23 protein-coding genes are annotated in these 24250 nt (G+C 74.4%); 5 read left to right on the top strand and 18 right to left on the bottom strand.

Going from position 1 to position 24250, the window contains the following annotated elements; all coding sequences use genetic code 11:
- Positions 1 to 3: 3 nt before the first annotated feature.
- Positions 4 to 1245, bottom strand: coding sequence for a sensor histidine kinase (locus G567_RS0107230; protein ID WP_028929454.1), 1242 nt, complete (start codon positions 1243 to 1245; stop codon positions 4 to 6).
- Between the two features lie 121 nt (positions 1246 to 1366).
- Here G567_RS0107230 and G567_RS31875 point away from each other — a divergent pair, with 121 nt between their 5' ends.
- On the top strand, positions 1367 to 2281 hold the full coding sequence (locus tag G567_RS31875) for a hypothetical protein (RefSeq protein WP_051232480.1): 915 nt from the start codon (positions 1367 to 1369) through the stop codon (positions 2279 to 2281).
- 10 nt (positions 2282 to 2291) lie between these two features.
- Here G567_RS31875 and hisI read toward each other — a convergent pair whose 3' ends face one another.
- Genes hisI through hisH form a run of 4 tightly spaced genes read right to left on the bottom strand, consistent with a single transcriptional unit; the run spans position 2292 to position 4860 of the window.
- Positions 2292 to 2678, bottom strand: coding sequence for a phosphoribosyl-AMP cyclohydrolase (gene hisI / locus G567_RS0107220; RefSeq protein ID WP_028929453.1), 387 nt, complete (start codon positions 2676 to 2678; stop codon positions 2292 to 2294).
- Entirely contained in the window at positions 2675 to 3445 is a 771-nt protein-coding gene (gene hisF / locus G567_RS0107215) for an imidazole glycerol phosphate synthase subunit HisF (RefSeq protein WP_028929452.1), read from the bottom strand. The genes hisI and hisF overlap by 4 nt, the downstream gene beginning before the upstream one ends.
- Before the next feature lies 1 nt (position 3446).
- Positions 3447 to 4193 carry a bifunctional 1-(5-phosphoribosyl)-5-((5-phosphoribosylamino)methylideneamino)imidazole-4-carboxamide isomerase/phosphoribosylanthranilate isomerase PriA gene (gene priA / locus G567_RS0107210; RefSeq protein WP_028929451.1) on the bottom strand — a complete coding sequence of 249 codons (747 nt, stop codon included), beginning with the start codon at positions 4191 to 4193 and terminating at the stop codon, positions 3447 to 3449.
- A 31-nt stretch (positions 4194 to 4224) separates the two neighbouring features.
- Positions 4225 to 4860 carry an imidazole glycerol phosphate synthase subunit HisH gene (gene hisH, locus G567_RS0107205; RefSeq protein WP_028929450.1) on the bottom strand — a complete coding sequence of 212 codons (636 nt, stop codon included), beginning with the start codon at positions 4858 to 4860 and terminating at the stop codon, positions 4225 to 4227.
- 158 nt (positions 4861 to 5018) lie between these two features.
- Here hisH and G567_RS31870 point away from each other — a divergent pair, with 158 nt between their 5' ends.
- The 4 genes from G567_RS31870 to G567_RS27300 all read left to right on the top strand — a co-directional run bounded on the left by G567_RS31870 (position 5019) and on the right by G567_RS27300 (position 6787).
- Positions 5019 to 5432 (top strand): PE domain-containing protein, encoded by a 414-nt coding sequence (locus G567_RS31870; RefSeq protein ID WP_028929449.1) that lies wholly within the window; start codon positions 5019 to 5021, stop codon positions 5430 to 5432.
- Between the two features lie 32 nt (positions 5433 to 5464).
- Entirely contained in the window at positions 5465 to 6040 is a 576-nt protein-coding gene (locus G567_RS27305) for a DUF3558 domain-containing protein (protein WP_154667127.1), read from the top strand.
- 100 nt (positions 6041 to 6140) lie between these two features.
- Complete coding sequence (locus G567_RS0107190; RefSeq protein ID WP_028929447.1) at positions 6141 to 6347, top strand: ribbon-helix-helix protein, CopG family; 207 nt, start codon at positions 6141 to 6143, stop codon at positions 6345 to 6347.
- Positions 6344 to 6787: a type II toxin-antitoxin system death-on-curing family toxin gene (locus tag G567_RS27300; protein WP_084795940.1), complete on the top strand. Its 444-nt coding sequence runs from the start codon at positions 6344 to 6346 to the stop codon at positions 6785 to 6787. The genes G567_RS0107190 and G567_RS27300 overlap by 4 nt, the downstream gene beginning before the upstream one ends.
- On the opposite strand, the gene G567_RS0107180 is transcribed toward G567_RS27300, so the two are convergent.
- The 13 genes from G567_RS0107180 to nadA form a co-directional block, all read right to left on the bottom strand.
- Positions 6733 to 8007, bottom strand: a complete 1275-nt coding sequence (locus G567_RS0107180) for an ATP-binding protein (protein WP_028929446.1) — start codon at positions 8005 to 8007, stop codon at positions 6733 to 6735. The genes G567_RS27300 and G567_RS0107180 overlap by 55 nt on opposite strands.
- Before the next feature lie 102 nt (positions 8008 to 8109).
- Complete coding sequence (locus G567_RS0107175) at positions 8110 to 10155, bottom strand: tyrosinase family protein (protein ID WP_028929445.1); 2046 nt, start codon at positions 10153 to 10155, stop codon at positions 8110 to 8112.
- Positions 10156 to 10157: 2 nt separating this feature from the next.
- Entirely contained in the window at positions 10158 to 13559 is a 3402-nt protein-coding gene (locus G567_RS35415; protein WP_211223861.1) for a M28 family metallopeptidase, read from the bottom strand.
- Positions 13560 to 13582: 23 nt separating this feature from the next.
- Complete coding sequence (locus G567_RS0107165) at positions 13583 to 13918, bottom strand: hypothetical protein (protein ID WP_028929444.1); 336 nt, start codon at positions 13916 to 13918, stop codon at positions 13583 to 13585.
- 465 nt (positions 13919 to 14383) lie between these two features.
- Entirely contained in the window at positions 14384 to 15040 is a 657-nt protein-coding gene (locus G567_RS34000; RefSeq protein ID WP_028929443.1) for a hypothetical protein, read from the bottom strand.
- Positions 15037 to 15363 (bottom strand): hypothetical protein, encoded by a 327-nt coding sequence (locus G567_RS33995; RefSeq protein WP_028929442.1) that lies wholly within the window; start codon positions 15361 to 15363, stop codon positions 15037 to 15039. Before G567_RS33995 ends, G567_RS34000 begins: the two co-directional genes overlap by 4 nt.
- 305 nt (positions 15364 to 15668) lie before the next feature.
- Positions 15669 to 17315, bottom strand: coding sequence for a DUF7379 domain-containing protein (locus G567_RS31860; protein WP_028929441.1), 1647 nt, complete (start codon positions 17313 to 17315; stop codon positions 15669 to 15671).
- Positions 17316 to 17416: 101 nt separating this feature from the next.
- Entirely contained in the window at positions 17417 to 18016 is a 600-nt protein-coding gene (hisB, locus tag G567_RS0107145) for an imidazoleglycerol-phosphate dehydratase HisB (RefSeq protein ID WP_028929440.1), read from the bottom strand.
- Complete coding sequence (locus tag G567_RS0107140) at positions 18013 to 19143, bottom strand: histidinol-phosphate transaminase (protein ID WP_028929439.1); 1131 nt, start codon at positions 19141 to 19143, stop codon at positions 18013 to 18015. Before G567_RS0107140 ends, hisB begins: the two co-directional genes overlap by 4 nt.
- Positions 19140 to 20459, bottom strand: coding sequence for a histidinol dehydrogenase (gene hisD / locus G567_RS0107135; protein ID WP_028929438.1), 1320 nt, complete (start codon positions 20457 to 20459; stop codon positions 19140 to 19142). The genes G567_RS0107140 and hisD overlap by 4 nt, the downstream gene beginning before the upstream one ends.
- Positions 20460 to 20727: 268 nt before the next feature.
- Positions 20728 to 21585, bottom strand: coding sequence for a carboxylating nicotinate-nucleotide diphosphorylase (gene nadC, locus G567_RS0107130; protein ID WP_028929437.1), 858 nt, complete (start codon positions 21583 to 21585; stop codon positions 20728 to 20730).
- Positions 21582 to 23165 (bottom strand): L-aspartate oxidase, encoded by a 1584-nt coding sequence (locus G567_RS0107125; RefSeq protein ID WP_028929436.1) that lies wholly within the window; start codon positions 23163 to 23165, stop codon positions 21582 to 21584. The genes nadC and G567_RS0107125 overlap by 4 nt, the downstream gene beginning before the upstream one ends.
- Before the next feature lie 53 nt (positions 23166 to 23218).
- Positions 23219 to 24220 (bottom strand): quinolinate synthase NadA, encoded by a 1002-nt coding sequence (gene nadA / locus G567_RS0107120; protein WP_051232478.1) that lies wholly within the window; start codon positions 24218 to 24220, stop codon positions 23219 to 23221.
- Positions 24221 to 24250 lie beyond the last annotated feature (30 nt).

Below are 24250 nucleotides of genomic sequence, written 5' to 3'. Positions count from 1 at the left end.
CGATCATCGTCTCACCGACAGCGGCAGCCGCGCCGTGACACGCCAGCAGCCGTCGGCGGGTCCGGCCGACAGCTCGCCGCGCAGCACCCGGACCCGCTCGGCCATGCCCCGCAGCCCCCGTCCCCCGCCGGCCGTGGAACCTTTGCGACGCAAGGGATTGCTCACGGTGAGCGCCAGGACGTCGACAGCGGCGTCGATCCGCACGGCCACCGGAACCGGGCCGGCGTGGCGCAACGCGTTGGTCAGCCCCTCCTGGATGATCCGGTAGGCCTCCCGGGACACCACCGCGGGCACCGTCGCGAGGTCGCCCGCGGTCGTCACGTCGATGTCCACGCCCGCCGAGCGGGCGCCGTCGAGCAGGCGGGCGAGGTCGGTGAGGTCGGGCTGCGGGGCGGGTGCGCCCCCGCCCCCGCCCCCGTCACCGCCCTCGCGGAGCAGCCCGAGGACGTGGTCGAGATCGTCCAGGGCCGCGCGCCCGGCGTCGGCGATGGCCTCCAGCGCGCGCCGGACGAACTCGGGATCGGAGTCGAGCAGCCGGGCGGCCGCCCCGGCCTGCAGGGTGGTCACGGTGAGCGCATGCCCCACCGAGTCGTGCAGTTCGCGGGCCAGCCGGTTGCGTTCGGCCAGCGCGTCGGCGGCGTGCAGGGCGTCGGCGAGCTCGCCCGCGAGCCGCTCTTCGGTCGTCGGGCCGAGCAGCCGGGGCGCGAGCCGGGCCAGCATCTCCCCCGCCCCGGCGACGGCGTAGAGCAACGCCGGAACGAACAGCAGCCCGACGACGGGGGTCCACGCCGCGGCGGGGCCCGTGGGCAGCGTGGGGAGGTCCCGCCACGGCGCCAGCAGGAAGCCCACGAGGCTCGGCGCCGCGATCAGGGTGAGCACCGCGATCAGCACGCCGAGCAGCATGTTCAGCAGCAGCCACACCACCGCGCGGCGCCGCCCCGACCAGGAGGTGAGCGATTCGGGATCCGGGTCCGGAAGGTCGACGTCCAGCAGCGCGCGGGCCGCGGTCACCTCCAGTGCCCGGACTCCGGGCACCAGCACGACCGCCACCGCCGCCGCGGCGGCCAGCGCGAGCAGCGGTCCGAGCGCCGCCGCGTCCAGCCCATCCGAGCTCACCGAGGTGACGAACAGCCAGGTCAGCGCGAGATAGGGCAACGCAAGCACCGCGCCGAGCAGCAGGTGCACGTACCGTCGGTACGTCCGCCCGCTGGTGATCGGCGCGGCGAGGCGGCGCAGGACCGGCACTCCCCGATCGTGGCAGAGACGGGGCGGGCGCCGCTCCCCCGCGGGAGGGAGCCGGATCCTCCGGCGGCGGGAGTCGCCCGGGCGCGCGCGGACGAGCGTTTCCGGCATGACAGTTTCCGGCATGACGACGACGAGGCACCCTGAGGCGACGGCGCCCGAGCCGGTTCGGCGGGCGCTCGGCTGGGCCGCGATCGCGGGCACCGTCCCTTACCTGAGTCTGAAGACGCTGTGGCTGACGGGCAGCACCGTCGGCGTGCGCGACCCGGCGCTCCTGCACGACCGGTCGATCGTGGTGCTCAACGCCGTCACCGTCGCGATGGACCTGGCGGTGATCGCGCTGGCGCTCGCGCTCACGCAGCGGTGGGGACGGCGGGTACCGGGCGTCGCGATCCTCCTCCCGACGTGGGTCGGGACGGGGTTCCTGCTGCCGATGGTCGCGGCGATCCTCCCGGCCACCCTGCTGTCGGCGCTGACCTCACCGCCGGTCGCAGCCCAGGACCTCCCGCTGGAGGGCTGGGTGCGGCCCATGGTCTACGGGGGATTCGCCTGGCAGGGTGTGTTCCTGCTGCTCGCGTTCGTGCTCTACGCGCGGGATCGCTGGTCGGCCGAGGTCGAGCGCGGCGGGGTGGCCGCGGCGCAGGCTCCGCCGGCGCGCAGCGCGGCCTGGGGTGGTGCGGTGCTGGCGGGGCTGAGCGCGGGCCTGCACCTGATCAACGGAGTGATCTCCGCGGACGTGATCACCATGGGGGTGCAGACGATCAATGCCGGGCTCGCCGTGGCCGGTTCGGCTGGTGTGCTGGCACTCGTGCGCGGTACGGCGCGACGGCGCTGGCTCGCGGCGGTGGGCGCGTGGACCGGCAGCGCGGCGATGTTCTCCTGGGGGTTGTGGGCGGCGGTGACGACGATGGGCGCGACCACGCTGTCCGTCGCCGGGGCCCCACTGACGGGAATGGCCCAGCTCACCGGGCTGCTCGGCGGGTTCGCCCTGGCCGTCGCCGCTCTGCTGGCGCTGACGCGCCCCGTGAGCGGCGAGTAACGCTGCAGCGTTACTCGCCGCTCACGAGCGGTGCAGCCGCCCGGAAGCAGGTACGGGCGCCGGTGTGGCAGGCGGGCCCGGTCTGGTCGACGAGGACGAGCAGCGCGTCGCCGTCGCAGTCCAGGCGCACCTCGTGCACGTGCTGCACGTGACCGGAGGTGGCGCCCTTGACCCAGTACTCCCCGCGCGAACGCGACCAGTACGTCGCGCGGCCGGTGGTGAGCGTGCGGTGCAGCGCCTCGTCGTCCATCCAGGCGACCATCAGCACCTCACCAGTGTCCCGAGCCTGCACGACCGCGCAGACCAGCCCCTCGGCGTTGCGTTTGAGCCGGGCGGCGATCGCCGGGTCCAGCCGCGACCGCTCGACCCTGGCACTGGGTGCCGACGACTCGCTCACCGGACCTCCACGCCGCCGGCCCGCAGCGCGTCCTTGACCTCACCGATGCGCAGCACCCCGAAGTGGAACACGCTCGCCGCGAGCACGGCGTCGGCCCCGGCCCGCACGGCCGGCACGAAATCCTCGACCTTCCCGGCGCCACCGCTCGCGATCACCGGGACGTCCACGACCGTGCGCACCCGCTCGATCATCTCCAGGTCGAACCCCGCGCGGGTGCCGTCGGCGTCCATCGAGTTGAGCAGGATCTCCCCGACCCCGAGCTCCTGGCCGCGCGCGGCCCATTCGATGGCGTCGATGCCGGTGCCGCGCCGCCCGCCGTGGGTGGTGACCTCGAAGCCCGACGGGGTGGGCGCGCCGCCCGTGACCCGGCGGGCGTCGACCGACAGCACGATGCACTGCGAACCGAACCGACGGGCCGCCTCGCCCAGCAGCTCGGGGCGGGCGATCGCCGCGGTGTTGATGCTGACCTTGTCCGCACCGGAGCGCAGCAGGGTGTCGACGTCGTCGCACGAGCGGACGCCGCCGCCGACCGTGAGCGGGATGAACACCTGCTCGGCGGTGCGCCGGACGACGTCGTACATCGTCTCCCGCTCCCCCGACGACGCGGTGACATCGAGGAAGGTCAGCTCGTCCGCGCCCTCCGCGTCGTAGACGGCGGCCATCTCGACCGGGTCGCCCGCGTCGCGCAGCTCCCGGAAGTTGACGCCTTTGACCACCCGGCCCGCGTCCACGTCCAGGCAGGGGATGACGCGGACCGCGACGCCCATCTCAGCCCGCCGCCCGTACCGCGGCCAGCGCCTCGGGCAGCGTGAACCGGCCGGCATACAGCGCCTTGCCGACGATCGAGCCCTCGATGTTGGCTCCCGCCGCGGCCGTCTCGGCCAGCGTGACCAGGTCGGACACCTCGGCGACGCCGCCGGACGCGATGATCGGCGCGGGGGTCGCCTTCGACACGTCGCGCAGCAGCTCGACGTTCGGGCCGCGCAGCGTACCGTCCTTGCTGACGTCGGTGACGACGTAGCGGGCGCAGCCGTCGCGGTCGAGGCGGGCGAGGACCTCCCAGAGGTCGCCGCCGTCGGTGGTCCAGCCCCGGGCGGCGAGCCGATGGCCACGCTCGGTGATCCGGACGTCGAGGCCGACGGCGATGCGCTCGCCGTGCGCGGCGATCGCCCGGGCGCACCAGTCGGGGTCTTCCAGCGCGGCGGTGCCGAGGTTGACCCTGGCGCATCCGGTGGCCAGCGCGCGCCGCAGCGACTCGTCGTCGCGGATGCCGCCGGACAGCTCGACGGCCACGTCGAGCTGTCCGACCACGCCGGCCAGCAGCTCGGCGTTGGAACCGCGGCCGAACGCCGCGTCGAGGTCGACGAGGTGAATCCATTCGGCGCCGTCGCGCTGCCAGGTCAGGGCGGCCTCGAGCGGGTCGCCGTAGCCGGTCTCGGTGCCGGCCTCGCCCTGTACCAGGCGGACGGCCTGGCCGTCGGCGACGTCGACCGCGGGCAGCAACGTGAAGCTCACGTCGGGCAGCCTACCGACGGTGTGATGGCGCCTAGCCGACGACGTCGCGCAGCCAGTTCCGCAGCACCGTCGCGCCCGCGTCGCCGGACTTCTCGGGGTGGAACTGGGTGGCCGCGAGCGCACCGTTCTCGACGGCGGCGACGAAGTCCTCGCCGTGGTGGGCCCAGGCGACCAGCGGCGGACGGAGCACGCTCGACGCCGCCGGCTCCCAGCGCCGCACCCCGAACGAGTGCACGAAGTAGAAGCGCGTGTCGGCGTCCAGGCCGGAGAACAGGACGGAGCCGCTCGGGGCCCGCACGGTGTTCCAGCCCATGTGCGGGAGCACGCCGGCCTTGATCCGCTCGACGGTTCCGGGCCACTGCCCGCAGCCATCGGTGTGCTCGCCCCATTCGACCCCGTGGTCGAACAGCACCTGCATGCCCACGCAGATCCCGAGGACCGGGCGGCCCCCGGCGAGCCTGCGTTCGATGATCCGCGGCCCGTCGACACCGGCGAGGCCGGCCATGCAGGCGGCGAACGCGCCGACCCCCGGAACGACCAGGCCGTCGGCCGCGAGCGCGGCGCCGGCGTCGGCCGTCACCGTCACCTCGGCGCCGACGCGGCGCAGCGCGCGTTCCGCGGAGCGCAGGTTGCCCGATCCGTAGTCCAGCACGACGATCCGCGTCACGAGGTCAGGATATGCGCCCGGCCGCCCCGTCCCCGATCGCGTCGACAACGAACTTGCGCTGATCAAAAGGGCTTGTGGATCACCACAAGTTCGTTGTCGACGGATGGGTTGGCGCGAAACGGCCCGGGATCCGGGTTCGCCCTGCCAGGATGTCCGCCATGACGGGGCCGCGGGGTGTCGCGATCGACCGGGTGTTCGGGCTGGGGCGGGCGACGGGCCGGGAGGTCCAGCGCGCGATCTTGGTCGCGTCGGCGGCGTCGGTCCCCGACGCGGTGCCGGCGGGAGCGTTCGTGGTCGATCCCGAGCGGGCGCAGCGGTGTATCGACGATCTGGGGAGGATCATCGACGACCTGCGGCTGGGGCTGCTACCGCTTCAGGGGTCGCTGCTCGTCCCGCCCAGCGAGGACGAGGTGAGCCGGAACGTGGCCCGCAACGCCGCGCTCATGGGCCGGCGGGCGGAGACCTATGTGGCGGCGTGGCTAGGGCAGCTGGAGCAGACCCGCGACGCATTGTCCCGGCAGCTGGCGGCCTATCGGGCCGCGGACGAGGCGAACGCCGGACGGCGCGGGTGAGGCGCGGCCGCGGCGCCGCGGTCGTAGCGTTGATGACGTGCACGGCGGCCCTGGCCGGCTGCGCCGCCCCGGCCTCCGCCGACCGCGGCGCGCCGGCCCCGCCCGCCGCGGCCTCCCCGGCCCCGGCCTCGGCGCCCTCGGCCGCACGGTCCGGCGACGAGGCCCCGCGGGTGCCGCGTCCCAAGGACGCGCGCGGCATCGGAACCTGCGAGCTGCTCACCCCGGCCCAGCTCACCGCGCTGGGGCTGCGGCCCGAGACGGCCGAGTCAAAGGCCGTCGGCACCGGGCGGCTCTGCACCTGGAGGTCCACCACGGTGGGCGAACCCGCCGGGATCACGATCGCGGACGATATCGAGGTCCGCGGCCTGGAGCACATCTACCGGCTCCGGGACACGTTCGCGGTGTTCGAATCCCGCGAGGTCGCCGGCCATCCCGCCGTCCGGGCCGACGGCAACGCCGACGGCCGCTGTTCGCTCTACGTCGCCGTGGCCGAGTACCAACTGCTCTCCGCGGACGGCAACCTCGCCGGCCGGCCCCTGCCCGACCCCTGCGAGCGCTCCCGCAGGATGGTCGAAGCCGTGCTGTCCAACCTGCCGCCGCTGCGGTGAGTGCGGAGGTTGCGTACCCGCCCGTACCCCGGCCGCCGGCCCGCGGCGTCGGCCCCGGATCAACCTCTCCGATCCGGTATCAGTTCGGTATCATGCGGCGATGGCGATGACCCTGCGGCTCACCGACGAGGAGGCCGAGGCGCTGCGCCGGCAGGCCGAGGCCGAGCACCGTTCGATGCAGGACGTGGCCCGGCAGGCGGTGCGCGAGTACGTGAGCCGCCGCGGGCACCTCGCGCGGGTCGAGGAGGCGCTCGACGTGCTCACCCCCCGATACGCCGATCTGCTGGACCGGCTCGGTCGGGCGTGACCGAGTACCTGACGCTGGACTCGTTGCTGCTCATCGCCGCGCGCGCCGTCGGGTCCGAGGTAGCGGTGCGCGACTACGGGCTGCTGGAGTCGGCTCTGGCCCGGCCGCAGGCCACCGTGTTCGGTGCCGACGCCTACCCGAGCCTGCACGGCAAGGCGGCCGCGCTGCTGCACTCCCTGGTCCGCAACCACGCGCTGGTCGACGGCGACAAGCGGCTGGCCTGGCAGGCGACCGCGGTATTCCTGTGGCTCAACGGATACGACGTGGACGCTCCCGACGACGATCTGTTCGACCTCGTGATGGCGGCGGCCGACGGCAGCCTCGGCGACGTCGAGACGATCGCCGAGCGGCTCGCGGCGATCACCCACCCGGCGGCGCTCGGACGTCAGGGCCCAAGCAGCGCCGCGGGGACGATCGCGATGCCGTCGGTTCGCCGGTAGGCCTCCCAGCCGGTGGTGACGATGACGGCGTCGAGCAGGTCGGGGCCCAACGCCCCGGCGAGCCAGTGCAGATGCCGCACGTCGCGGTCGTCGACGATCGCGCCGAGCTTGACCTCGATCGCCACCACCCGTCCCTCGGCCCGCTCGACGATCAGGTCGATCTCCCGCTCACCACCCTTGGTCCGCAGGTGCCGGACCCTGGCCTCGGCCGCCTGGGCGGCCACCCGCACCCCGAGCGCGACCAGCGACTCGAACAGCTTGCCCAGCAGCGGACCGTCGCGCGGCACCGGCGGCCCGAGCGGATCGGCCTGCAGCAGCGCGTCGACGTCGGCGCCGAGCAGCCGGGCGGCGAGCGCGGGGTCGGCGAGGTGGTGCTTGGGCGGCGCCGCCAGCCGCGCCAGATGGTTGCGGGTGGGCAGCCAGGCCTCCACCGGGTCAAGGATCCACAACTGCTCCAGGACCTGCCGGTAGTGGAGCGTCGTCGGCCGGCTCGGGACCGCATCGTTGGCGCCGGCGGCGGCCCCCCTGATCGTCTCCAGGGACGCCGTGGTCGCCGTGGCAGCGGCGTATGCCGCCAGCCACCGCCGCAGGCCGCGCGGATCCCGCAACGGCCGTCCCTGATCGGCAAAGTCCCGCTCGACGATGCGGTCGAGGTAGCCGTCGAGCCGGGCACGCCTGGCGCGGCCCGCCTTGCCGCGCAGATCGGGCAGGCCCGATCCGACGATCTCCTCCGCGTAGTCGGCGAGTCCGAGCGGCGACGACCCTGCCACGGGCGGACGCGCTCCGCTGAGCAGTTCTGCGAGGCTCACGGTCGGCGGGACGAGTCCGCGCTCGGCAAGGCTCAACGGCCTCATCCGCAAGGTCACGATCCGGCCCGCGCCCCAATGTGTCGGCTGCTCCAGCGGTACCGCCGAGCCGGTGAGCAGGTAACGGCCGCCCCCGGCGCCTGCGTCGACCGCGCGGTGCACGAGATCCCAGCCGTACGGGAACCGCTGCCACTCGTCGATCAGCACCGGTGGCGCGCCGGCCACGAGGCGGTCCGGGTCCGCGGCGAGCACCTCGCGCTGCCGCGGGTCGTCCAGGCGGTGGACGGTCGCGGCACGCCGCAGGGCCGTCGCGGTCTTCCCGACACCCTTCGGCCCATCGATGGCGATCGCGGGGAGCTCCGGCAGGAGCTCGTCGAGCTCGTCATCGACGGTGCGTCGAAGGTACTCGTCCACGGCCTTACATTACAACTGGTCGGCCTTCTACTTTACAGTTGGTCGCATCGATGGGTGACAACTGGTCGGGCCGAGTCAGCTATCGTGGGGCGGCTGTTCGAATCAGGCCTCCTCGTGACGGATGTTCACCGTTCGCCCCGCCGCGGACGGCAGCCCGAGGACGGTGTCGGCGACGGGTGCCGCGAACGGACGGGAGAAGGGGTAGCCCATGTCGCGGATGTCCGGGTAGCGCTCGACGGCGCCGCAGAAGCTCAGTGAGCCGCACTCGGCGGAGGGGCGGACCAGGTCGCGCGAGGCGTCGGTGCAGAACACGGCGAGCCGGAAGGCCATCCCGTCCGCCGTCCCGCGCGGCAGCAGCAGGGTGTAGGGCCAGCCGCAGTCGCAGTAGTTCGGGTCGTTCGGGTCGGTCTCCCCATCCAGGACGGTCTGCGGGTCGGTCTCGGCGGGCTTCTTCACGACGGCGAACTCGGTGTCCGGGCGGTAGACGACGGCGCGCCCGGTGGCGGGCAGCTCGACGAGCATCTTGTCCAGCTCCATCCACGCCGTGCGGTCCTCGGCCAGGTCGGCCGGGGCCATGTAGACCCGCAGCGTGACCGGCGTCGGCCGCGGGTTCAGGTTGCGCACGCGCACGACCAGGGCGAACGGGTCGTGCGTGAGGTGGGCGATCGCCTGGCCGTTCGACAGCGTGCTCTGTGCCATCCGGGTCGTCAGCTCGTCGACGACGACGAGGCCGCCGGGCAGCGGGCCCGGGCCGATCGGTGAGTCGAACACCGCGCCGCCGGCGGCGGCGGCGGCGAGCGCGGCCGGGTCGGCGTCCGCGGGCAGGCCCGCGGTGGACACGAGCAGGACGTCCGGGCTGGCCCACGGCACGGCGGCGCCGGCCAGCGCGTCGCGCAGCACGACCCGCGGGGCGTCGGAGAAGTCGTACGGCGGCTGAGTGTCCTGCCAGGCGGTGTTGACGTCGTCGATGTGCTTGTGCCAGCGCCAGAAGACGGGGTCGCGGATCGCCACCGAGGGCGCGTTCATCACCCCGTTGCCCTGGTCGGCGGGAAGCCGCGCGAACATCCCGTGGCCGCGGTTGTGGATCCCGGGATAGCTCTGCCGGGACAGGCCGGTCAGCTGGGGCCCCGACGCCTCGACGGCGTCGCCGAGGGTGTCGCTGTCGACGGCGCGCGGCGAGCCCACCTCGCGGAGCAGCTGCTGGGTCGCGATCGCGGCGTCCAGCGCCGCCTGCCACCGGGTGAGCCGGTCGACGTCGCGCTGCGGCAGCTTCTCGTTGGCCGGCCGGTCGGTGAACGGCGCCAGGTTGGGCACGTAGCCCTCCGGGATGGGCGTCGCGAACTGATCGGGCCCGAACGCCACCACCCGGGCGCGCCCGTTGGACAGCCGCTCGGCGTCGTAGCGGGCCAGCATCTGGCTGTGCATGTAGAAGAACAGCTCGCCCTGCCGGTCGTTCAGCCGGAACAGCACCCGGTAGGCCGCGTCCGGCAGCCCGGCGGTGAAGGCGGCCCAGGTGGGGATCACCGGCTGCACCAGCTCGAGGAACCGGTCGCGGATCTCGGTCGGGGACGCCGCGGCGAGGAACGCGGGCCAGTCCGGCGCCGGGTCAAGCGCGGCGAACAGGGCAGCGAGCCCGGCCCGGTCGGACGCCTCGGCCCAGACGAGCAGGTCGCCGAACAGCGGCAGCCCGGGCCACGGATAGACCTGGTGCCAGTGGTCGTGGTGCTCGTTGGCGAACGGGTCCTCGCGCCAGTAGTCCAGCGCCGGCTCCGGACCCGGGGTGCTCGCCCGCGCCCCCGGCGAGCGCGACGGCGCGAACAGCTCGGGCCGGACCCGGACCGTGCGCGGCTTGCCGAGCCGCCGGGCCGGCGTGTGGTGCGTCACGAAGATCGCCATGGCCTGCGCGACGAGGTCCGGGCCGAGCTCGTCGGCGCGGGCCTCGGCGAGGTCGAGGGCGCGCGCCAGGCCCTCGTCCGCGGTGGGTGCCGTCGCGGTGGTGAGCGCCAGCTGCGCCGCGAGCGCGACGGCCGCGGTCGCGTCGTCCGGGTCGAACCAGGAGAAGGCGTGGGCCGCGCGGGCCGCAGCCCGCGCGCCCAGATCGGTGAACAGCCCGTTGCTGCGCGCGCGCAGCTCGTCGATGGTCGGCATGGCTACGCCAGTTCCCGGACCCGGTCGCGGACCTTCTCGACCACCGGCTCGATGACCTTGCGGGCCTCGAACAGGCTCAGCATCTCCCGCTGCGCCGCACGCGCCTTGGCCTTCTTTCGCACCTTCAGCGCGCAGTCGGTGTAGGCGTCCATCACCCGCTCGTAGCCGATGTGCCCCAGGGCGTCCGCCGCCACCTTGGACTGCTCCACGATCGGCGCGAGCTCCCGCTCCACGACGTCGGGCTCGGCGTCGAGCACCCGCAGCGCCGTCGCGTCGGCGGCGAGCACCTTGTGCGGGCCGGCCAGCGGCAGGGCGCGCGCCGCGGTCAGGTACACCGCCGCCGGGTGCCGCGCGCCGAGCTCGCGGGTGACGAACGCGATGCGTTCGTTGACCTCGCCCAGCGTGCGCGTGCCGCCCACCGCCAGCACCCGACCGACCGGGGCGGCGAACAGCTCCCTCGCCGTGCTGCGGTCGTGGTCGGAGGCCGCCGGCCGGACGTGCTGGATCATGGCTGCGGGCGCGGTGGAGCCGTCGGCGTTGGTCCAGCAGGCCTCGATCCGGTACCCGCCCGGCTCCGTGAACGGGAACCCGAACATGCCCATGGTCAGGTTCACCTCCTGGTACCGGGACTCCCCCGGCGCGAGCACCTCGAGCTGGGGGCGGGCGCACGTGCGGTAGAACGACAGGAACGGGCGCCGCCGCCCGCTCGGGGTGGTGACGGTCAGCTCGACCACGCCCTCGGCGGGGTCGAGGTTGGTCACGGCCAGGACGGGCTGGTCGCTGACGTTGCGCAGCCGCAGCTCGCAGAACACCGGCTCGCCGAACTCGACCGCCTGGCTGCGGGTGCGGACCACCAGTTCGAGCCGCCGGTCGAGGGTGCCCCGGCCGGCGCGGCCGTGGTTGTGGAACCACGCCTCGTTGCCCATCTGGACGAACCGGGCCGGGGCGTGGCGCAGGAACAGGTTCTCGCCGTCGTCGAACCGGAACCGGAACCGGTCGTAGAACCACTCCGCGGACAGTCCCGATCCCGGGCTCGCCTCGTCCGGGTAGTTCATCCAGGACAGCGCCTGGGCGTTGTTCCGCAGCGGCATCCAGGCCGGCGCCGGCCACGCGCCGGACCCCGGATCGGCGAGCACCGCCTGCTTCTGGAACGAGTGCGCGAGGTTGAACGCGTGCCCGGTCTCGTGGACGAGATCGAAGAACAGCTCCCGCCGGGCGGCCTCGGCGGCGGGCGGGTTGGCCTGCGGGTAGGCGCCGCCCGCGGTGTGGAAGTGCGGGGACAGCGTGAACAGCGCCGTGCCCTGGCGGTCGACGCCGCCGGGCTCGTCGATGTCCCCGTCGAACATCACGCCGCCGAGGGTGTCGCTGTCGGCCAGCTCGGCGTTGAACAGCCACATCTTCCACTGCGGCACGTTCGCGAACGCGTTCCAGTGGTCGGCCATCGCGTCGTGCAGCTCCTGGAAGTTCCAGCGCCGGTTCGCCCCGGCCGCCGAGGTGTCGATCGTGTTCGAGCTGTTCGAGCGCGTGATGCGGATCCCCGCCTTCGCGAAGGCCGACTCGAGCGTGAGGGTCTCCCGTGGCAGGTCGCCGGGCCGGTCGGGGTGCAGCTGGGTGTCGTAGGGCTCGGGGCTCACCGCGCCGTCCTCGACGTCGACCTCGACCTCGACCTCCCGGAACCAGATCGACTCCTGCGCCGCCCGGTACGGGCCGAACCGCCGGTTCGCCGCGGTGGCGACGAACGTGACGTCGGCCTGCGGGGTGCCGAGCAGGCCCGGGCGCTCGATCGTGATCTCCAGCCGGTCGACGGTCACCGTCCCCCAGGGCAGCACGATGTCGTCGGCGACGAGGTCGCGGCGCAGCAGCGTTCCGGTGTTCGCCGTGACGCGGCCGATGACGTGCGCGGCGGTGCCGACGATCAGCGGGCTGGGCCGGACGGTCGCGCTGACCACCCCGAGCGGGTCGGTGCCGTCGATGTCGACGTGCAGGGTGAAGCGCGGGCGCCGCAGCGCCTCGAGGATCTCCGGTGTGAGGGTGGTGACCGGGGGCAGCGGGGTGAGGACCGGGTCCGTGGGGTCGGCGGCGGCCTCGAGATCGTCGCCGCGGCCGCCGGCGCCGCCGTTGAACACGTAGCGGCCCGACAGCCGCCGCCGCAGGTGCGGGAGGATCGGCTCGAGTTCGGGCAGGTCGAGTTCGATGGGGCCACTCACGACGGTTCCCTCCTCGCGTCCGATCGCCGTCGCCACGGCGGCGGCGTTCATCCGGATGATCTCCAGGGCGAGCTGGTGGTCGATGCGGTCGAGCGTGTCGCCCGCGGTGTGGATCGCGCTGTTCGTGCCGTCCGCACCCTCGATCGTGAGGACCGCGGGGATCCCGGCGTCGAGGAACGGGACGTGGTCGCTGGCGAACGGGCTCAGCGACGTCTGCACGGTCAGGCCGGTGTAGGTGGCGGCCGCGCCGGCCAGCCGGTCGATCACCGGTTGGGACAGCGGGGCGCCCTCGAGCAGCACGGTCGGGGCCGGCGTGTTCCGGCAGCCGACCATGTCCATGTTGACCACGGCGGCGATGCGCGCCCGCTCCGCCGCGGGCAGGCCGGCGACGTAGGCCCGGCTGCCGTGCAGGCCCTGCTCCTCCCCGCCGAACAGGATCAGCCGCAGGTCGTGGCTACCGCGATGGCCGCGAAGCGCCACCGCGACCTGCAGCAGGGCGGCACCTCCGGAGGCGTTGTCGTCCGCGCCGGGGGCCGGGGCGGACGGGCCGCCCGCGGTGTTCACCGAGTCGAGGTGCGCGGTGACGAGCACGACCTGGCGCGGCCCGGGACCGGCCCCGTCGCGCTCGCCGATGACGTTCGACGTGGACCCGCCGTCCGGGAGCCGGACCGCCATCTCGGACGTGCGGTAGCCGAGCGCGGCGAGGCGATCGCGGGCCCAGGCCGCGGCGGCCGCGAAGCCCGCGCTCGTCGAATGCCGCGTCGGGTGCACGGCGAGCGTGGTGAGGTCCGCCGCGAAGCCGGCCGGGTCGGTTCGGCCGACGAGGTCCCGCACCCAGGCCAGCGGGGCACGTCGGGCTGCGACGTCCCGGATCAGGGTCGCGTAGACGACGCCGTCGACCGGCAGCGGCTGCACCCGGTAGCAGCAGTCCCGACCGGGCGGCGGTTCGGTCGGCCCGGACACGACCAGGTAGCGCCCCGCGTCGACCAGCACCGGCACGTCCGGGTGCTCGTCCCGGAACAGCCGCCCGAGCTGGGTGACCAGCCGCAGCTCGCCGGGGCTCCGCCGCACCCCGGGGTGGGCGGACAGCGACCCGTCCGGGCCCCACAGCACCACCTGGTTCCCCAGCGCCGTCCAGTGCACCCCCGCTGCGCGGTGGGACTCCAGCGATGCGAGCGTGGTCGTCAGGAGCTCCATCGCGGCGCTCCCCTTCTCTTCGGTTATTCGGGGATCAGCCGCGCGAGCTCCTCCCGCGCGGTGTCCCGGTTCGCGGCGTCCAGCCGCACGGACCGACCCTCGCACGCGCAGGTGAGCACCGCGTCCGGGTACCGGCCTAGATACTGCGAGGCCCAGTCGGCGACGACGGGAGCGGCCGACGAGTCGTCGAACGCGACGACCACGACCGGCGGCGCCACCGGCGCCATCCGGGCCTCCGGGCGAACCACCGGGAGCGGGGTGAAGACGGTTCCCCTGCCGTCGAGGGCGGCCGCGAGACCCGAGACCGTCTGCAGCAGCCCGCGGTCGGACGACTCGATCGACAGCAGCTGGCGGTCCACCCTGACCCCCTCTGGACCTCGCCTCGCGAGCGGCACCCCCGACGCTCGCGATGGACGAGAATCCTCCGCTCACGAATGGTTCGCAAGACCCTCGTGTCCGTACCGACGCCGCCGTCGACGGCCGCATCCGGCCCGTGGCTGCTCGTGGGCCGTTGCGACGCCGTCTCAGCTCAGCCTGAGCTGGGTGGCGGGGCCTGCGGGCGCGCGAGTTGCGGTCGGCGTCGGCGGCGGAGTGAGCGCCGTGACGGGATCTCTCGGGTGCCGTGCCCGGCGGCGTGACGAGCGCCGGGGTGTCAACGGCCAGGCCACGGCCACGCTGGAGCGCATCGACACCCTCGCGCACGCCGCCCGCCGCGCCGGGCACGCGTCGAGCCTGGACCAGATCCGTGTCGACATCGTCGCCGGGCTGCTCGACGACACCCTGCGCCACCTCACCCGCGGCCAGATCATCGCCCACCTGCTCGCCTACCCGGTCGCGGACGACGACCCCGCAACGCCGACCAGCACGTGGCCGCCGAGACCGCCGCCGGTGCCGACGCGCGCACCGATCGGGCCGCGCATCAACATCAGCTCGGCGCGGCGGCTGAGTTCGCGCAGCCCGGCGGTGTGGCGTTCGATGTCGGCGACCAGCTGCTCCGGGGACCGCCGGTCGGGTTCCTCCTGGACGGTGCTGACCGCGCTTGCCGGTGCGAGGGCCTGGTCGGGGTTGTCGAGCCGGAACCGGGCGAGGGTGGCCTCGTCGAGTGCCCTCTGGACCGGAGACATGCGATTCTGCCAGGTCAGCAGCCCTCCCCTCAGCTGCTCGACGAGCTGGTCCTGCTCGGTGAACTTGCGGGCGAGCTCGGTGTCCAGCTCGGCGGCGCCCACCGCGCCGCCGATCTGCGCCACGAGGTTCTCGGCCCGGAGCAACCGCTGCTCGAGCTGGGCGAGCACCTCGGTCTCGCCGGCGACGGCGATCAGCCCGCCCGTCCGCAACGGCTCGAGCTTCTGTGCCAGCCGGGTGCACAGCTGACGGCGCCGGTGCGGCAGGGCCACGCGCTGGGCGAGCCGGCGCAGCGGCTCCGCAGGCTCGCGCCGCGGCCGCGGCTCGGTCCGCTGCGGGTCGGCGACCGTGCCGGTCACGCCGGCGCCCCCGGATCTGCCTGCTCCCACTCGGCGATCTGCCGGGCGAGCGTGTCGGGTGCGGCGGCACCGAGCCGTTCGGACTGCATCCGCAGCGCCTCGAGGTTGCGCTGCGCGATCATCGTGCGGAGCGCGGCGTAATCGTCGCCCTCGCCGGCGGCCGCGGCGTCGCTCACCGCCGGGGCCTGGTCCGGGACGAGCAGCGGGCCGCCGCCGTTCAGGTAGCAGACCGCGGACGCCCACTGCCGGCCACCCGGGTGGGCGTAGTCGGCCTCCCGGCGCGCGGCCGAGATCGACGACTGCACCGAGCGGCCGGCGAGCACGGACCGGAAGAGGCCCCTCGGCGAAGGCGAGGCCGACCGGTCCGGGGCCGTGCCCGGCCCAGCCGACCACGAGCGGGACGTAGTGCGCCAGCTGCGCGGTCGTGTCGGCGGTCCCGGGCTGGTTGAGGACGCAGATCGCGAGAGACCGCTCGAAGCCCGCGGCCGCCGCGATCTCCGCCAGCCGCCCGGCCTCCTCCCCGGGCTCCTGGGAGCCGCCGGACACGAGCAGCACGCGGAGCGGCGGGGGACCGGGCTCAGCGGGCGAGGTCGCGGGGGCGACGGCCCCGTCGGGGTCTGGCGGACGATCAGCGAGCGATCGCCCACCACCACCGAGTACGGCACGTGCGGATCCGCGGCGTCGAACAGCTTCCGCAGCCGGTCGGACCCCGGCGCCAGATCGTCGAGGGCGTGATCCTTGCTCTCCGTGAGCTTCGCCAGGCCGGCGGCGTCCCCGCCGGCCAGAACGCCGACGCCAGGGCTTCAGGCCGAAACGTGAGCGCGGTGAACGCCCAGTCCTGCACCCGCGGCCACGGCGAACCGTCGTTCGGGGCGCCGAGGGTGACCAGGTGGCTGACGATGCGGGCGCCGTCCAGATGCTCGATCATCCAGCGGGCGACCAGCCCGCCCATCGAGTGGGCGACGACGTCCAGCGTCTTGCCGTGCCCGGGGCCGAGCCCGACGGCGGTGAGCCGCTCCTGCAGCATCAGCGCCGTCTCGTCGATCCGGGTGTGGAGGTTCTCGTAGTCGAACGCGAGCACCGCGCCGTAGGCGCCCGCCACGCCGTCGGCGAAGCTGTTCGCCACCATCCCGCGCGTGTCGCCGACGATGCCGTGCAGGTGCAGCAGCACTCGATCGGTCCCGGCGACCGCGCCCGCCGCGACCGGCAGCACGAGCTCGTCCGGCCGAGCGGCACGGGCACGCGCAACCGCAGCGGGTCGACCGGCGTGACCGCCTCCCAGTGCTCGACGTCGCGCAGCTCCAGCACGGTCAGCTCGGCCATCCCGCCTCGGCCGGCGGCCAGCACGAACGGCTCGGACACCACGGGGTCGTCGCGCAGCGGCGGCGGGAGCAGCGCGGCGGCCGCGGCCCGCGTGACCGACTCGGTCGTCAGCAGGGCCGTCGCGCGCAAAGCCGGGTGCTCGGCGACGACGACCTGCGACGATGGCAGACGCGTGCGCGCGCCACCGATCGCGACGCCGGTCCACATCCTCGGCACGGGTGTACTCCAGCTGCGGGTTCTGGTGGGAGACGGCGGCGCGGACCGCGCTGCTCGCCGAAGCCATGACGGCGCGGTACGACGCGAGCTGGGCGGACTCCCGCACCGCCCGCTCCAGGGCGACCGGCATCGCACCCCGACGGTGGCCGCCGGCGAGAACCTCCTTGGCGGTCTCGTCCGAGCGGCAGGCGGCGAGCAACACGTGCCGCCCCTGCGCGACCGCCAGCCAGCCGCTACCCGAGGCATCCGCTCCTGCCGCGCCGACGGCCGGCGCGCCGAGCAGCGTGGACAGCGGGCGGACCCGCCGATCGGTGGGCGCCCGCCGCACCGTGACGCCACCATCGTCAGGCGCCCGGGTGCCGCTGCCGGAATGGCAGCAGTCGAGCACCCCCTCGTCGCGGCTGTCGTGGCAGACCAGCGTTTCATCCAGGTGGTCCGGCTCGACGGGCCAGAACTCCTGCGGCGCGAGTTCCTGGCTGCCGTGCCCGCTGAACCAGAACAGGGCCACATCATCCGCGCCCGCCCGACCGAGGTGCGCGCGGAACGCGTCGATCATCCGGTCCCGGGTCGCGTCCGCGTCGAGCAGGACTGCGACGTCCAGGTCGGCCGCCGGGACGCGGTCGGCCAGCAGCCGCGCGACCGCCTCGACGTCGTTGCGGCATCCCCCGCTGAGCCGGGGAACCGGAGGGCGGGAGTCGTCGATTCCAACGAGCAGTGCGAACAATCGGCCGGGCATGGCTCTCCCCCGCGGAACCGACACGCCCGGGTCGGCTACCGACGCGGCCGCTGGCGTCCCCGGGCTGGCTCAAGCAGTCGGGGTGGCACGCCGGATCCGGATCAGAGCGTGCCCTTGGTGGACGCGATCCCGGTGATCTTCTCGTCCGGCGCCACCGCCGCCCGCAGCGCGCGCGCCACCGCCTTGAACTCGGCCTCGGTGATGTGGTGCGGGTCGCGCCCGCCCACCACCCGCACGTGCAGCGCGAGCTGGCCGTGGAAGGCCAGCGACTCGAACACGTGCCGGTTGAGCACCGTCGGATAGTGCCCACCGACGACGAAGCCCTGCATGAACTCCGGCTCGCCGGTGTGCACGGTGTAGGGCCTCCCCGAGACGTCGACGACGGCCTGGGCCAGCGCCTCGTCCATCGGGATCCAGGCGTCGCCGAAGCGGCGGATCCCCTTCTTGTCCCCGAGCGCCTGGCGGATCGCCTGCCCGAGCACGATCGCGACGTCCTCGACCGTGTGGTGCGCATCGAGTTCCACATCGCCCGCCGCGCGCACCGTCAGGTCGAACGCCCCGTGCTTGCCCAGCGCATCGAGCATGTGATCGAAGAACGGGACCCCGGTGGAGATCTCGGTGACCCCGGTTCCGTCGAGATCGATCTCGACGAGGACCTTCGACTCCTTGGTGACCCGCTCGACGCGGCCGATCCGACTCACTGCACAACCTCCGTCCGCGCCACATCGGCGGCCACCTTCAGGAACGCGTCGTTCTCCCCGGGCGTGCCGATGGTGACCCGCAGCCGCCCCGCGATGCCCACGTCCCGGATCAGCACCCCGCGCGCCAGGAACGCCCGCCAGGCCCGGGGCGCGTCGGCGAAGCGGCCGAACAGCACGAAGTTGGCGTCGCTGGGCACGACGTCGTACCCGGCCGCGGCCAGTGCCGACACCACCCGCTCGCGTTCGGCGCGCAGCGCCGCCACCGAGCCCAGCGTCGCGTCCGCATGCCGCAACGCCGCCCGCGCGGCGGCCTGGGTCAGCGCCGACAGATGGTAGGGCAGCCGGACGAGCTGCAGCGCGTCGACGACGGCGGGCGCCGCGGCCAGGTAGCCCAGCCGCCCCCCGGCGAACGCGAACGCCTTGCTCATCGTGCGCGACACCAGCAGCTTGTGGCCGAGCGTTCCCAGCAGCGTGATCGCACTTGACCGGTCGGAGAACTCGGCGTACGCCTCGTCGACGACGACGAGGCCGGGCGCGGCCTCGATCAGCGTGGCCAGCTCGGCGGGTTCCAGCGACTGCCCGGTGGGGTTGTTCGGGCTGGTCAGGAACGTGACGTCCGGCGCCCGGTCGCGTAGCAGCGCCGCGGCGGCGTCGACGTCGATGGAGAAGTCGGCGCGCCGCGGGGCCGCCAGCCACTCGGTGCGGGTGCCCGCAGCGATGATCGGATGCATCGAGTAGGAGGGCTCGAACCCGAGCGCCGTGCGGCCCGGCCCGCCGAAGGCCTGCAGGATCTGCTGCAGGATCTCGTTGGATCCGTTGGCCGCCCAGAGGTTCGCGACGGTGAGCGGCACGCCGGTGGCGGCGCCGAGGTAGGCGGCGAGATCGGTGCGCAGCGCGACGGCGTCCCGGTCCGGATAGCGGTTGAGCGCCGCCGCCGCCGCACCGACGGCCGCCGTCACGTCGGCGACCAGCTCCGGGGGCGGTGGATACGGGTTCTCGTTGGTGTTCAGCCGCACGGCGACGTCGAGCTGCGGGGCGCCGTAGGGGCTCTTGCCGCGCAGGTCCGCGCGCAGCGGGAGCTCCTCGATGCCGACCTCGCCGCCGACGGCGGGCGTCGTCGCGGTCACCGGCCGAACCGGGCGGTCACCGCGGCGCCGTGCGCGGGGAGATCCTCCGCGGTGGCCAGCGTGACGACCTGGCCGGCCACCTCGCGCAGGGCGTCCTCGGTGTACTCGACGAGCTGCACCCCCCGCAGGAACGTCTGCACCGACAGCCCGGCGGAATGCCGCGCACAACCGCCGGTGGGCAACACGTGGTTGGAGCCCGCGCAGTAGTCGCCCAGCGAGACCGGCGCGAACGGCCCGATGAAGATCGCCCCGGCGTTGCGCACCCGCAGCGCGACCGCGCGGGCGTCCACGGTCTGGATCTCCAGGTGCTCGGCGGCGTAGGCGTCGACCACCGCGACACCGTCGTCGAGGTCGCGGACCAGGACCGTGCCCGACTGCGGGCCACCGAGCGCGGTACGGATCCGCTCGACGTGCTTGGTGACCGCGACCTGACGTTCCAGCTCCGCGTCGACGGCGTCGACCAGCGCGTCGCTCGTGGTGACCAGGACCGACGCGGCCGACGGATCGTGCTCGGCCTGGGAGATGAGGTCGGCGGCGACGTGCACCGCATCGGCGCTGTCGTCGGCCAGCACCGCGATCTCGGTGGGCCCCGCCTCGGCGTCGATCCCGATCAACCCGCGCAGCAACCGCTTGGCGGCGGTGAGGTAGATGTTGCCGGGCCCGGTGACCATGTCGACCGGCTCCAGCTCGGCGCCGTCGGTGTCGGTGCCACCGTGGGCGAGCAGCGCGACGGCCTGCGCGCCGCCGACGGCCCAGACCTCCTCGACGCCCAGGAGCCCGGCGGCGGCCAGGATCGTCGGATGCGGCAGCCCGCCGTGCTCGGCCTGCGGCGGCGACGCGACGACCAGCGACTCGACGCCCGCCTCCTGCGCCGGCACGACGTTCATCACCACGCTCGACGGGTAGACCGCCAGCCCGCCCGGGGCGTAGAGGCCGACCCGGCGGACCGGGACGAACCGCTCGGTCACCGTGCCGCCCGGCACCACGTCGGTGACGATGTCGGTGCGCCGCTGGTCGGCGTGCACCCGGCGGGCCCGCTCGATGGAGGTCTCCAGCGCGGCGCGCACACCCGGGTCGAGCGCGGCGAGCGCGCCGCGCAGGGTCTGCGGCGGAACCCGGATGCCGACTGGCCGGACCCGGTCGAAGCGCTCGGTGTACTCCAGCGCGGCCTCGGCCCCGCGGTCGCGGACCGCCTCGACGATCGGCCGGACCTGCTCGAGCACCGCATCGACGTCCACCTCGGCGCGCGGGAGCAGCCCGCGCAGCGCGGCGGGACCGGGCAGGCCATCGGAGCGCAGGTCAGTACGGCGGAGCATGGTCCCCAGAGTACGGGGGTGGCGGGGCCGCCCCGGCGGCGGCGCACGGTCGGCGGCGCGCTGGCCGGGGTAGCCGCGGTGGCGGGACCATGGCTGCAGGCTCGCCCCCGGCGGGTGCGCTCGCGGACCGCATCGAACCGCGCCCCTGTTCGCCGGTCCGAACTCGGTCGCGGTGCTGGCGGTCAGCCTCGCCGGGCGCCCCGACCCGTTTCGCCGCAGGTCAGCGAGGCCTGTGAGTGCGTAACAGTGTTAAAGCACTGTTACGCACTCACAGGAGGTCGAGGCCGAGGTCCAGGGCGGTGACCGAATGGGTCAGCGCACCGACCGCCAGATAGTCGACGCCCGTCTCGGCGTAGGCGCGGGCGTTGTCCAGTGCGAGCCCGCCGCTGGACTCCAGCAGCGTCGCCCGCCCACCCCGGCGCCGGACCGCCTCCGCGGTGTCGGCCACCGAGAAGTTGTCCAACAGCACCAGTTGCGCGTCCAGTGCCAGCACCTCGTCGAGCTGGCCGAGGGAGTCGACCTCCACCTCGCACGGCAGCTGCGGCGCCTGCGCGCGCACCGCGGCCAGCGCCGCGCCCACCGAACCCGCCGCGGCGACGTGGTTGTCCTTGATCAGGACGGCGTCGCCGAGCCCGAGCCGGTGGTTGACCCCGCCGCCGCAGCGCACCGCATACTTCTCCAGCAGCCGCAGCCCCGGCAGGGTCTTACGGGTATCTCGGATCGCCGCGCCGGTGCCGGCCACCGCGTCGACCCACGCCCGGGTCGCGGACGCGACCCCGGACAGATGGCACAACAGGTTGAGCGCGGTCCGCTCGGCGGTGAGCAGGCCCCGCACCGGCGCCCGGACGACGAGCGCGGGCTCGCCCGCCACCAGCCGGTCGCCGTCGGACAGTGCGGCGAGCACCTCGTACCCCCCGGGTCCCAGCACGGTGTCGAGCACCGCGCGGGCCGCGGGCAGCCCGGCCAGGACGCCGTCGCGGCGCGGGGTGAGCTCCGCCACCGCGACCGCGTCGGCCGCGACGGTCGCCGCGCTCGTCGCGTCGGGGCCGTAGCGCAGGTCCTCGGCCAGCGCGGTGTCCACGACGCGGCGCAGATCGTGCAGGTCGGGGCCGGTGGTGACGGTCATGCCGCCCCCGCCGTCGCGAGCTCGGTGCGCACCACCGGGGCGCCCGCCGCGTCCAGGCCGATGACCAGGCTGGCACGCTGCCACAGGTCGTCGCGCTCGGGGAAGTCGGTGCGGACGTGGCAGCCGCGGGTCTCGGTCCGGGTGCCCGCGGCGACGAGCACCGCCTGGGCGAGCAGCGTCAGTGCCGCGTCCTCCACGCCGGACCGGTCGACCGGCGCCCCGAACAGGGTTGCGGCCTCCACCGCGTCCGAGGCCGCGGCCAGCCCCGCGGCGTCGCGCCCGATGCCCGCGTTCACGCTCATCGCCCGCTGCACCGTCGCCCGATCCGCGATCCCGGTCGCGGGCGACCCGAGAACGGCGGCACCGGCGGCGCGGCGCGGCCCGGACAGGTCCGCGGCGACCGCGCGGGCCGCCCGGCCGCCGACGACCAGCCCCTCCAGCAGGCTGTTCGACGCCAGCCGGTTGGCCCCGTGCAGCCCGGTCCGGGCGATCTCACCGGCCGCGTACAGACCCGGCACCGCGGTCCGTCCGTCCACGTCGGTGACGACGCCGCCGCAGGCGTAGTGCGCCGCCGGGGCGACCGGGATCGGTTCCCGCACCGGATCGACGCCCGCCGCGCGGCACGCCGCGGACACCGTCGGGAAGCGAATGGTGAAGTCCTCGATCCCGGTGGCCTCGAGCCAGACGCAGTCGGCGCCGGTCTCGGCGAGACGACGGGTGATCGCGGCGGCGACGACGTCGCGGGGCGCGAGCTCGGCCAGCGGATGCACCCCGGTCATGAACCGCCGTCCGGCGCGGTCGATCAGCAGCGCGCCCTCACCGCGCACGGCCTCGGTGACCAACGGGCGCCGACCGCCGGCGCCGGGCATCCACAGCACGGTGGGGTGGAACTGCACGAACTCCACATCGGCCACGGTGGCGCCGGCCCGCAGCGCGAGCGCGATCCCGTCGCCGGTGGCCGTCTCCGGGTTGGTCGTGCTCGCGTACAGATGCCCGTAGCCGCCGCTGGCCAGTAGCACCGCGGGGGCGTGCAGCATCCCCGCAACGCCCCGCTCGTCGAGGACCGCGAGCCCGACGACCCGGCCGGTGTCGTCGCGCAGCGCGTCGAGCGCCACGTACCCGGCGAGCATCGGCAGCCCGTCGGCCGAGGCGAGCAGCGCGCGTTCGATCTCCGCCCCGGTCGCGTCCCCGCCCGCGTGCACGACGCGAAACGCCGAATGCCCGCCCTCGCGGGCCCGCGCCGGCCTGCCGTCCGGACCCCGATCGAAGACGGCGCCGCAGGCCTGCAGCCTGCGCATCGCGGCCGGGCCCTCGGCGACGATCGACGCGACGGCGGCGGGATCGCACAGACCCCCGCCCGCCGCGAGGGTGTCGGCGACGTGGGCGTCGACGCTGTCTCCCGGCACGTCACCGACCACGACGGCGACCCCGCCCTGGGCAAAGCGGGTGCATCCGGCCTCGGGCGCGTCCTTGGTGACGACGACGACGCGCAGACCCGCCTCGGCCGCATCGAGCGCGGCGGTCAGACCGGCAACGCCGCTGCCGACGACGACGACGTCGGCGCTCGCCGCCCAGGCCATCGCGAGGCCGCCCGCGGCCTCGCGCCTCGGCACCGCCGCGTCTTTCGGCCCGCTCACTCACCGCCTCCGGGGCGGCCGATCTCGATCATCCGCTGGACCGCGGCGCGGGCGCGGGCCCCGAGCTCGGGGTCGACGTGCACCTCGTCGACGCCGTCGTGCAGCGCGCGCAGCAGCTTCGCCGGGGTGATCATCTTCATGAACCGGCAGGAGGCGCGGTCGTTCACCGCGCGAAAGTCCACCTCGGGGGCGGCCCTGCGCAGCTGGTACAGCATTCCGACCTCGGTGGCGACCAGCACCGAACGCGCGCCGACGGAGCGGGCGGCGTCGAGCATCCCGCCGGTCGAGAGGATCTTCACCCGGTCCTCGGGCACGATTCCGGTGCCTGCCAGGTAGAGCGCGGAGGTGGCGCAGCCGCATTCCGGGTGCACGAACAGCTCCGCGTCGGGATCGGCCTGCACCTGCGCGGTGAGCTCGGTGCCGTTGATTCCCGCGTGCACGTGGCATTCGCCGGCCCAGACGTGCATGTTCTCCCGGCCGGTGATCCGGCGGACATGCGCGCCGAGGAACTGGTCGGGCAGGAACAGCACCTCGCGGTCGGCCGGGATCGACTCGACGACCTCGACCGCGTTCGACGAGGTGCAGCAGATGTCGGTCTCGGCCTTCACGGCCGCGGTGGTGTTGACATAGGAGACCACGACGGCGCCGGGGTGCTCGGCCTTCCAGGCACGCAGCTCGTCGGCGGTGATCGAGTCGGCCAGCGAACAACCGGCGCGCGCGTCGGGGATGAGCACGGTCTTGTCGGGGGCGAGGATCTTGGCCGTCTCGGCCATGAAGTGCACGCCGCAGAAGACGATCGTGTCGGCCTCGGACTCGGCCGCGATTCGCGACAGCGCCAGCGAGTCGCCGACATGATGCGCCACGTCCTGGATCTCGGGCAGCTGGTAGTTGTGGGCGAGCACGACGGCGTTGCGCCGCTCGGCCAGAGCGCGGACCTGGTCTGCCCACTCGGTGTCGACGGTCCGCGACACCCGCGGGAGAACCTCGGGCAGGCTCATCGGGTACCTCCATCCCTGTTTTCGACTCCC

The sequence above is a fragment of the Pseudonocardia asaccharolytica DSM 44247 = NBRC 16224 genome (genome assembly GCF_000423625.1).
Classification (GTDB): domain Bacteria; phylum Actinomycetota; class Actinomycetes; order Mycobacteriales; family Pseudonocardiaceae; genus Pseudonocardia; species Pseudonocardia asaccharolytica.
This window is presented reverse-complemented; position numbering and strand designations above follow the sequence as displayed.